General features: G+C 28.2%; 11 protein-coding genes. 6 read left to right on the top strand and 5 right to left on the bottom strand.

Features of this window, described 5'->3' with window-relative positions:
- The 3 genes from A966_RS02385 to A966_RS02375 form a co-directional block, all read right to left on the bottom strand.
- Positions 1–455 (bottom strand): restriction endonuclease subunit S (locus A966_RS02385; protein ID WP_008722140.1); only part of this gene is annotated, 455 nt, incomplete at its 3' end.
- A gap of 178 nt (positions 456–633) precedes the next feature.
- Positions 634–1062: an Hsp20/alpha crystallin family protein gene (locus tag A966_RS02380; RefSeq protein WP_008722139.1), complete on the bottom strand. Its 429-nt coding sequence runs from the start codon at positions 1060–1062 to the stop codon at positions 634–636.
- A 94-nt stretch (positions 1063–1156) separates the two neighbouring features.
- Positions 1157–1606 (bottom strand): Hsp20/alpha crystallin family protein, encoded by a 450-nt coding sequence (locus tag A966_RS02375; protein WP_008722136.1) that lies wholly within the window; start codon positions 1604–1606, stop codon positions 1157–1159.
- A gap of 368 nt (positions 1607–1974) precedes the next feature.
- Here A966_RS02375 and A966_RS02370 point away from each other — a divergent pair, with 368 nt between their 5' ends.
- From A966_RS02370 to A966_RS02350, 5 genes are all read left to right on the top strand, one after another.
- Positions 1975–2964, top strand: coding sequence for a biotin--[acetyl-CoA-carboxylase] ligase (locus A966_RS02370; RefSeq protein ID WP_039955426.1), 990 nt, complete (start codon positions 1975–1977; stop codon positions 2962–2964).
- A 20-nt stretch (positions 2965–2984) separates the two neighbouring features.
- Complete coding sequence (bioB, locus tag A966_RS02365) at positions 2985–3986, top strand: biotin synthase BioB (RefSeq protein WP_008722131.1); 1002 nt, start codon at positions 2985–2987, stop codon at positions 3984–3986.
- Between the two features lie 25 nt (positions 3987–4011).
- On the top strand, positions 4012–4677 hold the full coding sequence (bioD, locus tag A966_RS02360) for a dethiobiotin synthase (RefSeq protein ID WP_008722129.1): 666 nt from the start codon (positions 4012–4014) through the stop codon (positions 4675–4677).
- 45 nt (positions 4678–4722) lie between these two features.
- Positions 4723–6063, top strand: coding sequence for an adenosylmethionine--8-amino-7-oxononanoate transaminase (bioA, locus tag A966_RS02355; protein WP_008722127.1), 1341 nt, complete (start codon positions 4723–4725; stop codon positions 6061–6063).
- A 424-nt stretch (positions 6064–6487) separates the two neighbouring features.
- Positions 6488–8095: a peptide ABC transporter substrate-binding protein gene (locus tag A966_RS02350; protein WP_039955501.1), complete on the top strand. Its 1608-nt coding sequence runs from the start codon at positions 6488–6490 to the stop codon at positions 8093–8095.
- Positions 8096–8425: 330 nt separating this feature from the next.
- Here A966_RS02350 and A966_RS02345 read toward each other — a convergent pair whose 3' ends face one another.
- Together A966_RS02345 and xylB are read right to left on the bottom strand one after the other, a co-directional pair.
- Positions 8426–9064 (bottom strand): hypothetical protein, encoded by a 639-nt coding sequence (locus A966_RS02345; RefSeq protein WP_008722123.1) that lies wholly within the window; start codon positions 9062–9064, stop codon positions 8426–8428.
- A gap of 306 nt (positions 9065–9370) precedes the next feature.
- Complete coding sequence (gene xylB, locus A966_RS02340; protein WP_008722121.1) at positions 9371–10888, bottom strand: xylulokinase; 1518 nt, start codon at positions 10886–10888, stop codon at positions 9371–9373.
- 143 nt (positions 10889–11031) lie between these two features.
- Between xylB and A966_RS02335 the strand changes: the two genes are divergently transcribed.
- Entirely contained in the window at positions 11032–11544 is a 513-nt protein-coding gene (locus tag A966_RS02335; RefSeq protein ID WP_008722119.1) for an adenine phosphoribosyltransferase, read from the top strand.
- Positions 11545–11645 lie beyond the last annotated feature (101 nt).

Below are 11645 nucleotides of genomic sequence, written 5' to 3'. Positions count from 1 at the left end.
AATATTTTTATATTCAGTATATCTGAAGTATTTAAAGCAGGATAATTGGAACCAACTAACATATTAAATATTTGTTTTTCTATATAATTTGCATATAAATTTTGGTAAACATATTTCATAGAAATTTCAGACTTTGAAGTTAATACTGCAAAACCTGTAGAACATATATATTCCTCTGGGTCAAAAGATATATAAGCAAATCCTTTTAAATTTGGTCTTACTGTTGCCATAATAACATCATCTATTTTTATTATTCTCCTTGCTCTGCTTGGTGCATTTTTAAAAGTTATATAATCATTTGGAAAATCTATAATACCATTTTTTACGGCTGATAAATCTATATATTTAAATTTAAAATTTTCATTAGTATTTTCTTTCAGACTACTAACATTTATACTGCATATATCTCCAAGTTTTACTTCTTGCCAGCCTTTTGGAAGCGGTAGATTTTTCATAAATATGCCTCTATTAAATACAATATCTAATTCTTAACAATATTATACTATGATATATAAAAAATTCAAAATCTTTCTTATATCAATGCAAATAAAAAAGACACAGGATATTTTTATCTACCCTGTGTCCCTATTATTATGGATTATATCTTATGAATTTAATTTATATAGGTTTTAATTATTCTCCTTTTATCTCTATTTTTTTCTCATATTTAAGCTCTTCTTTCTTTGGAAGTGTTACCATAAGAACGCCGTTATTCAAATTAGCAGCTATATTTTCAACATCAATTCCTTTTGTGCTGATATTAAAGCTTTGCTCATAGCTTGAAATAACTTCCTCTTTTGATTCACCGTTTTCTGTTTTTACTGCTTTTTTCCTCTTAGCCGAAATAGAAAGTATATTCTCTTTTATTCCTATTTCTAAATCCTCTTTTTTTACTCCAGGCATATCCATCTCTATAATATAATTTTTATCATCTTCCTCTATTCTATAGTTTGATACTCTATTATGATAATCGCTATAAGCTCCGCAGTTTCCTAAAGAATTGCATCTGTTAGCATTTGAAAAAATTGAATGTAATGTTGGTACAAATATTCTTCTTGACATATTAAAACTCCTTAATTTATATTAACTATTCTCTTATATTTTAATTTTTAACAATTTTTCATAAACCTCTATAATTTAATTAACGATAAAATAATTAGCCTATATTTATTTTTTTCTCATATTTTACTTCCTCTTTTTTAGGAAGAACTATTTTTAAAACCCCGTCTGTCAAATTAGCTTCTATATTCTCAACATCAATTCCTTTTGTGCTGATATTAAAGCTCTGTTCATATTTAGAAACTATTACTTCATTGCCGCTGTCATTTTCCTCTTTATTTTCACTATTTTCAAGTTTTTCTTTACTTACTTTTTTGCGTTCAGCATATATAGAAAGTACATTTTCTTTTATACCTATTTCTAAATCTTCTTTTCTCACACCCGGCATATCCATCTCTATAGTATAGCTCTTATCATCTTCTTCTATATTGTAATGAGATAATTTTCTCACCTCATCATTGCTGTATAAATTGCCAAATGCCTCATCAAAACTTCTAAAATCATCTAACATAGAATGTAAAGCTGGAAAAAATAATCTTTTAGTCATAATTAAAACTCCTTTTATATAAACTTTTATATTTTTCTAATTTAATCAGCGATTAACTATCATTTGTTTTAACTCTCACCGAGTCATTATCGCTTACACTATTATATATGCAATAAATATGCCAATTATTTTTATATCTATGTATATTTATAATACACTATCTGCTATTAAAGCCCTATATATAGAATCTAAATTATTAAATATGTACAATATTAATACATTCAAATTTTACAGTATGTACTCCTATTATACAATATATACTAAAATTAAAACTGACTGTTTATACTCTATACAATTTAAATCATAATTGTAAACCTTTTTAAATTTTAAAGTTGACAATTATATTTATTATGTTATCATTCTGCATTATGAGAAAAAATTTAAAAGAAAATATAATATCAATACTAGAGTCAAATAAAGGGCTTTTCATATCTGGAGAGAAATTAGCAAATGATTTGAATGTGAGCAGAACAGCGATATGGAAAGCGGTAAAATCCTTAAAAAATGAAGGATACGATATTCTTTCTGTATCAAATAAAGGCTATGCTCTGTCAAAGGAAACTGACATTTTATCATCAAAAATAATAAAAGATAATATGCCTAAATATAGTGATAAATTCAGCTTCTTGATATACAAAACCGTAGAATCAACAAACACTATAGCAAGAGCAATGGCAATAAAAGGAGCTGAAAGCGGTACTGTAATAATTGCAGAAGAGCAGACAAGCGGATACGGGCGAAACGGCAAGTTTTTTTTCTCGCCCTATGGTACAGGCATATATATGAGTATAATACTTAATCTTAAAAAAGAGAAAAAGATTTTTAACAGTTCTTTTATAACTACTGCTGCAGCTATGGCGGTGTCAAAATCAATAGAAGAAGTTACAAATGAAAGTACGCAAATAAAATGGGTAAATGATATTTTTATTAATAATAAAAAAGTATGCGGCATACTTACAGAAGGATCTTTCAGCTTTGAAGACGGAAAACTTGATTATGCAGTTATAGGAATTGGCATAAATGTTAATTTCCCAAAGAAAGGATTTCCAAAAGAGCTTGATAATATAGCTGCATCTATTAATAATGATAATTTAAAAAATAATTCTGATATAAGAAATATTTTAATAGCGAAAATATTAGAAAATCTATATGAATATTATTTTAATGATATTAATTTCTATGAAGAATATAAAAAACGCTCTTTTTTAATAGGGAAAAAAGTATCTGTAGATATAAATGGAAAAGAGAATATAGTTAAAGTTTTAGATATAGATAAAACTTTTGCTTTGATAGTAGAATTAAAAAATGGTGAAATTGACAGGCTTACATCTGGAAGTGTAAATTATAAAATATCTTAAAATTATGGAGTTTATAAAAAATGAATAATATTGAAACAGTAATAAAAAAATCAATAAATATAGAAGAGTTAAGAGATAAAATATTTAATGGATATAACATAACAAAAGAAGAGGCTTTAAAATTAATAGATTCGCCTTTAGAAGATTTATGCAAAGCAGCTGATGATATAAGAAAGCATTTCTGTTCTAATGTATTTGATATGTGTTCTATAATAAATGCCAAAAGCGGAAAATGTTCTGAGAATTGTAAGTTCTGTGCACAGTCATCTCATTATGATACTAAATGCGAAGAGTATGATATTTTAGATAGAGAAAAAATATTAGAGCAGGGCAAAAGCGATTTTGATAAAGGCGTTTTAAGATACTCTATAGTAACATCAGGAAGAGCATTATACGGTAAAGAAGTAGATAAAGTATATGATGCAATAGAAACTCTTAATAAAGAAACCGACGGATATGTATGTGCATCTTTGGGGCTTTTAGATGAAGAAGGGTTTAAAAAGATGAAAGAAGCTGGACTTAGAAGAGTGCATAATAATTTGGAAGCCTCAAGAAACTTCTTTGCCAATGTATGTACTACCCACACTTATGATGATAAGATAAAAGCAATAAAGGCTGCACAAAAAGCTGGAATGGTTGTATGCAGCGGAGGCATTATGGGTATGGGAGAGAGTTGGGAGGACAGAATTGATATGGCTTTAGAATTGAGAGATTTAGGAATAATGTCTATTCCTGTTAATATGCTTAATCCTATAGCAAGCACTCCTTTTGAAGATATAACTCCTCTTACTTTAGAAGATATGAGAAGAATAACAGCAGTATACAGATTTATCAATCCTAAGGCATTTATAAGACTTGCAGGAGGAAGAGGGCTTTTAGAAGACAAAGGAAGATCATGCTTTTTGTCTGGGGCTAATGCTGCCATAACAGGAGATATGCTCACAACTTCCGGCATTTCAATAGAAACAGATAAAAAAATGGCCGAAGATTTGGGATATAAAATTATTTTAACAGAAGATTAAATTTTTTATTTAGGATTTTATTAATATGGCTAAAGCACTTTTTATAACTGCCACTGGTACTGATATAGGTAAAACTTATGTATCAGCCTTAATCGCTAAAAACATGAAAGATAAAGGATTTGATATAGGTTATTATAAAGCAGCATTAAGCGGAAGTGATGATATAACAGACAGCGATGCTTGGTATGTAAAACAAAAAGCAGATTTAAAAGATTCTTATGATGAAATGGTATCATACACTTATAAGCATGCCTATTCCCCTCATTTGGCAGCACAAATTGAGGGGAATCCTCCCAATATGGAGTTTATAAAAAATGCTTATAAAAATATAGATAAAGTACATGATTATATGATAGTAGAAGGAAGCGGCGGTATAATATGTCCTATTAGATATGATAATAATAAAAAAATTTTTTTAGAAGATATTATAAAAGAACTTGACTTGCCGTCTTTAATAGTAGCCGATGCAGGACTTGGTACAATTAATTCTACTGTCTTAACTATAGAATATATGAGAAGTAAAAAATTAAAAATTAATGGTGTGATATTAAATAGGTTTGAAATAACAAATGAAATGCATGATGATAATAAAAAAATGATAGAGGATATTACGGGAGTAAAAATTATAGGCTTTGTTATAGAAGGTATCTTAAAATTAGATGATATAAATATAGAAAATATTTTTGAATAATATTTTTAACTTCGATTTTTATATACTTCATATAAAGGAATCATTATGACATTAGAAGAAAAGGATTTAAAATATATTTGGCATCCTTGTTCACAGATGAAAGATTATGAGGAGCTTCCTCCTATAATAATAGACAGAGGAAAAGGAATATATCTTTACGATAAAAACGGAAAAGAGTATATTGATATTGTAAGTTCTTGGTGGTGCAATTTACTTGGGCATTGCAATGAAAAAATAAATGCTTCTATAAAATCGCAGCTTGATAAATTAGAACATGTAATATTTGCAAACTTCTCACATGAAGGAGCTATTAAACTATGCGAAGAGCTTGTAAAAATACTTCCTAAAGGGCTTACTAAATTTAATTTTTCAGATAACGGCTCATCATCAGTAGAAGCTGCCTTAAAAATGGCTTTTCAGTATCATCATCAAATAGGCAATACTAAAAAAATAAAGTTTATGTGTTTTACTGACGGTTATCATGGCGAAACTATAGGTGCATTATCCGTTGGAAGTTTGGACTTATATGCCAAAATATACAAACCTATGCTTATGGAAACTATTCATATAGAAGTACCAGACTGTTATAGATGCAAATATAATCAAAACAGAGAAAATTGCAAATGCGAATGTTTTTTAGATGCTCAGAAAAAGTTTGAGAAATATGCTGATGAAACTTGTGCTGTTATAATAGAGCCTTTGCTTCAGGCTTCTGCTGGTATGAGAATATATCCTCCGCTTTATTTAAAAAAGTTAAGAGAGCTTTGTGATAAATATAATGTTTTATTCATAGCTGATGAAATAGCAACCAATTTCGGACGCACTGGAAAGATGTTTGCATGCGATCATGCTAATATAAGCCCTGATATAATGTGCGTTTCAAAAGGTTTAACTGGAGGCTACATGCCTATGGCTATAACAATAACTACAGATAAAATATACAATGCCTTTTATGCTGACTATAATGAAGGTAAGGCTTTTATGCATAGTCATACCTACAGCGGAAATCCTCTCGGCTGTTCTGCTGCTTTGGCTGTACAAAAAGTTTTAAGAGAAGACGATATTCTAAATAAGGCTCAAATAATGGCAAAATATTTAAATAATAAATTAAAAGAAAAATTATTAAATCACCCAAATATAGGAGAGATTAGAAATATAGGACTTATTAATGCTATGGAATTAGTTATTGATAAAAACACAAAAGAAGGTTTTGACACTAAACTTAGAATGGGTTATCAAATATATAAAAAAGCACTTCAGAGAGGATTATTATTAAGACCTTTGGGTAATGTTATATATTTTAATCCGCCTCTTATAATTAATGAAGAAGAGATAGATAAGGCTGTTGACTTGTGTGTAAAATCTATAAGTGATATTTTAGGTTAAAAAATACAATTTTATTTAACCTCGTAGTATATACCTAAACAAATACAGTTTGTCAAAAAATTAATTTTTTAAATTTTGATATTTGTGGGGCTTTGCCCCACACCCCAGTTCTTTTATGACGTCTGTCCGCCTGTGGCGTGGTATAAGGCACAGCCCGCCTTCGGCGAGAACCAAAAGAACTGCATTTTTAGGCTAAATTTAGATTATATACTGCAAATTTTTAAGTTTGTCAATTTTTTTATTCAACTTTTTCCAGCCCACACCATACCTAACGGTACTTACTTCGGTCGAAAAAATAAGTGTGGATGTGCTTTGCAGAGCTAGTCACAGCAACTATAAATAGTTTTGAAACAAGTCTATTGTCCAAGGTATAATTATGTCTTTTATAAAAAATTTTAACTTTAAAACTTTAAAAGGAAAATATATGCTTAAAAAAATAATTACTTTCAATTTACTAATACTTTCAATAATATCATGTTCAAAAGTTTCAAAAAAAGAAATTAATACAAACAATGATATAGTGATAAATCTAGCTCCTGAGCCTTTAACTGTTGACCCCACTTTAAATACTGATAATCTTACTATGATATACATTCTTCATGCTTTTGAGGGGCTTACAAAAAAAGATGCAGACAATAAAATAATAGGCGGAGCAGCAGAAAGCTGGGATATTAACAGAGAAGGAAATATTTATACTTTTCATATAAGAACCAATGCAAAATGGAGCGATGGAAAAAGTGTTACGGCAAAAGATTTTGTATATACTTGGAGGCGTGCAGTTGATCCGAAAACTGCTAATAAATACAGCTATTATTTTGAAGTGATAAAGAATGCTAAAGAAGTAATAAGCGGTGAAAAAGCTATAGAAGAGCTTGGTGTTAGGGTGGTAGATGACTATACATTTGAAGTAGAATTAAACAGCCCCACTGCATACTTTTTAGAGCTTGCTGCTTATCCTCCTTTTTATCCAGTGCGTGAAGATATAATAAATAAATACGGCGATGAATGGACATTAAAACCTGAAAGCTATATTGGTAATGGTGCTTTTAAGATGACAGAGAGAAACTTTGATAAAAGCATAATACTAGAGAGAAATACTAATTATTGGAATAATGAAAATATAAAGCCTAATAAATTAACTTTTCTTTTGATGGAAGAGCCTAATACTTCGCTTGCAGGAATTCTTAATGGTTCTATTCATTTTGCTAAGCCTTTTCCAAGAAATGATATAGAAGCTCTAAAGAAAAAAGGAGTAGTTCATATAGTACCAGTTGCTGCCTCATACTATTATAGATTTAATCTAAACAATAAAGAAGCTTTAAAAGATAATAGAGTAAGGCTAGCATTATCTTTGGCTATAGACAGAGATTATATAGTAAAATCAATAACAAAGTGCGGAGAGCGTCCTGCTGGAAGTTTAGTTCCTTATGGTATTAATGACATAAACGGAGACTTTAGAGAAAAAGGAGGAGAGCATATAATATCTTCCAACTATCAGAAAAATTTAGAAGAGGCTAAAAAATTATTATCGCAGGCTGGATATCAAAATGGTAAAAATTTCCCTGTTATTGATTTATTAATAGCGACAAGGGAGTTTGATATAAATATTGCAGATGCTGTTCAAACTATGCTTAAAGAAAATTTAAATATTGATGTAAGGATAGTCAAGCATGAATGGGCTTCTTATCTTCAAAATATGTATGATAGAAATTTTGATTTAGCTGTTTATTTATGGTATGCTGATTATAATGATCCTATAAACTTTTTAAACATTTTTAAAAGCGATGCTCCGAACAATTACGGCTCTTATTCCAATAAGGCTTTTGATGATTACATTGACATAGCCTCAACAAATAAAAATAATAATATAAGAATGCATGCACTTCATTTAGCAGAGAATATTTTTATGAATGACAATTCAATAGTACCGATATATTTTTATTCTGAAGCCTTGCTTGTTTCACCTAAACTAAAAAATGTAGAATATGATTCTCAAGGATTATACAGATTTTTTAATGCATATTTAGAGTAGTTTTATTTATTTCCAAACGCACGGTAAGCAGATTTTTATATATGATGAAAATTGTATTTGCAGCTAAATTCATATTTAAAATTTTATTTATCGTGCGTTAAACAATTTTTTTACTCTAATAAAATCTTGGGCGGGTGCTAAAATTTCTAAATAAGCTATAAATATATGATGAAAGTTAAAAATTCTAAATTAAATAAAAAGGAATAAAGGGCGGGATATGTAAATAAATTCTTAATTTTATTAATTTTTAATTATTGCTATATATAAGCTAAATTAAAAAATATATGATAAAATAGAAATTCGTTTAGATGTTATCATTTTGTATAAGTTTTATCTATTCTCAAAGAAAAATCCAAAGCTCAGCATCAAACCTACAGAATGATATTGCCTCACATTATGAGAAGAAAATAAATTATTCATATCATTAGCATTAAAAATCATATTCTCATAAGATAAATGTACACCGGCAATAAAATCTGTTTTTTCTGTTTCAAAGAATTTTCTTTCAAATGATAATCTTACATAAGGAGATATTGGTACTGATTTATAATTTGCATCTAATAAAGGATTAAACTGCACACCTAAAGCTATTCCTACAAGAAGATGCTGATTATTTTTAGTTAAATCAAATTTCAAAGCTGCTCCTGTATATATTCCAAAAGCTGTTACCCTATTAATCAAAGATGTATTATTATCCATTATAGATACCATATGTTCATTAATTCCAAAATCAAACAAAAGATCTATGCCGCTTAATAAATTAACATTATTTAATTTAAATCCATATCCTATTTGAAAATTGATATCTAATCTAGGATCTAATAATACACTATTATAATCTTTGGTTTCAGCTATATTTATATCAGCCCCAATTCTAGGACTAATTCCAAACTTAAAATTAGCAAAAAGATTAAAAGAAAATAATATTAATAATGTCAATATAACAAATATTTTTCTTAATAGAGCCATATATAAAATATCCTCAAATAATATAAAAAAGCAGTATATTTTATAAACATTGATATTTATATATTTGTAAAATTTAATTACACTTTCCCACCATATAGATTTACTGCCTTATCAGTCATTTTTGTATTATTTTTTACCATTAATCAAAACAGTCATTTTAACACCCGCCCTAAGTGTTAAATAATTTTTTATGCCTATTAACGCACGATTAATAAAGTTTAGAAATAGAGATTAGTTTATAATATAATCTTATCATATTTATAATCTTATCTGCGTGCGTAATATAATATTTATTAAAGATTAATTTTAGTAAGCTATATTTTTTATTGCATACATTAACTCAGAATTTCTTTTATAACATTCTTTAAATATCTCATAATATTCACAGTAAATTTTCACATTCTCATCAATCGGCGTTATAGGTATATCATTATAAGTTATAATGTTTTTTAGAGCTTCTTCATAACTTTGATACTCTTTATTAGCAACAGCCGAAGTTATAGCCGCCCCCAATGCAGCCTGCTCTTTAGTTTTTGAAACATAAATTTCCCTATTTAAAATATCAGCCTGAATCTGAAGCCATACATCACTATAAGATCCTCCTCCAGAAGCTATTAATTTACTGCATTCCATATTTAAATCATCAGTCAAAATCATAAAACAGTCTTTTAAAGAATATACTACTCCCTCCATAACAGATCTTAAAATATGATATCTATCATGACTTAAAGTCAATCCTAAAAACATAGCAGAAGCATTACTATTCATATAAGGAGTTCTCTCACCAGCTAAATAAGGAAGAAATATTATTCCATTACTGCCTGCTTTTATATCTTTTACTTTTAAATCTATATCTTTGAAAGTTTCACCTGCATTGCAAAAATTATTCTTAGCCCATTTCAATGCTAAACCGGAAGATAAAGCAGCACCTAAATAATACCAAGTGTTGGGAAATAAAAAATTGAATGTATGAGAAGCCATATTCTTTTTATCATAAATAGGTTTATCTATAGGCATTAAAATTTGTCCGCCTGTACCTATAGTAATTGATGCAGTATTTGTATTTATTATGCCGTTTCCTACAGCCTGCATAACTTGATCAGCCCCTCCATAAGAAACTTGTATACCTTTTTTTAATCCTGTTTCTTTACTTGACTTTTCTGTAATAGTACCAGATACTTCATAAGGATAAAAAATATCAGGAAAAATATTTTTATCTAAACCTAATTTTTCTATTATGTAATCAGACCAACAAGATTTATTACTATCAAAAACTCCTGTAGCAGCTGCATCTGTTATATCAGATGCAATGATGTTTGTTAATTTATATCTTATATAATCTTTGGGAAGTATTACTTTATCAATATTTTTATAAATATGAGGCTCATTATTTTTTATCCAAAGCAAAGAAGGAAGTAAAAATCCCACAGCTATAGGACTATGATTTATCTGCATTATATTTTCTAAACCTATTTTACTGTTTATATACTCAATCTCTTTAAGACTCCTTGAATCACACCATAATATAGCTTTTCTCAAAACATTTCCATTTTTATCTAAAGCCACAAGTCCATGCATTTGTCCGGAAAATCCTATTCCTTTAATATTATAATTTGAATCTATTTTTACTAATTGATTTAAAGAATCTTTTATTGTAAATACAGTGCTTTCCCACCATACATTAACATCCTGCTCTGCAAAATTATAGTAAGGTTTGTCAAAATCATAATCTTTCTGAGATAATGCTGCTGTTTTCCCATTAGATGTCATTATTAAAGTCTTTACAGATGAAGTTCCTAAATCTATACCAATATAGTAATTCATAATTTTCTCCTAATATAAATAATAATACATTAAAATTAGTTTATTAAAAGCAATATTTTTAATTGATTTTTTTAACAAAAGTATTATAATAAAAAGCTGTGTACTTGTTTACATAACTATTTTTTATTAAAATGAGGTGTTACATGGAGTTAAAAGACTATATAAGAAATATTCAAGATTATCCTAAAAAAGGCATACTTTTTAGAGATATTACTACTCTACTTCAAAATAAAGATGCATTCAAATATGCAATAGACAAAATGGCAGAACAAATAAGTAATGAGAAAATAGATTATATAGTCGGAGCAGAAAGCAGAGGATTTTTAATAGGTTCAGCATTAGCTTATAAAATGAACTGCGGTTTTATCCCTGTAAGAAAAAAAGGAAAACTTCCTTATAAAACAATTTCAGAAGAATATGCCTTAGAATACGGTACAGATACTCTATATATGCATGAAGATGCTATTAAAAAAGGTGAAAGAGTTTTAATAGTTGATGATTTAATCGCTACAGGAGGCACTGCACTTGCTATGATAAAAATGGTTGAAAAACTAGAAGGCATAGTTGTAGGCTCATCTTTTTTAATAGAATTAAAAGAGTTAAACGGAAGAAAAGAAATAGATAAATACCCTATTAATGTTGTTATACAATACTAAATAATATTGCTCTTTATAAGTTATTGACTTTTAATATTTTTTATTATAGAATATAGCAAAAATTATTAAAAAAAATTATCGAAATAAATACATTTTAAGGA

It is taken from the genome of Brachyspira hampsonii 30446 (genome assembly GCF_000316195.1).
GTDB lineage: Bacteria > Spirochaetota > Brachyspiria > Brachyspirales > Brachyspiraceae > Brachyspira > Brachyspira hampsonii_C.
This window is presented reverse-complemented; position numbering and strand designations above follow the sequence as displayed.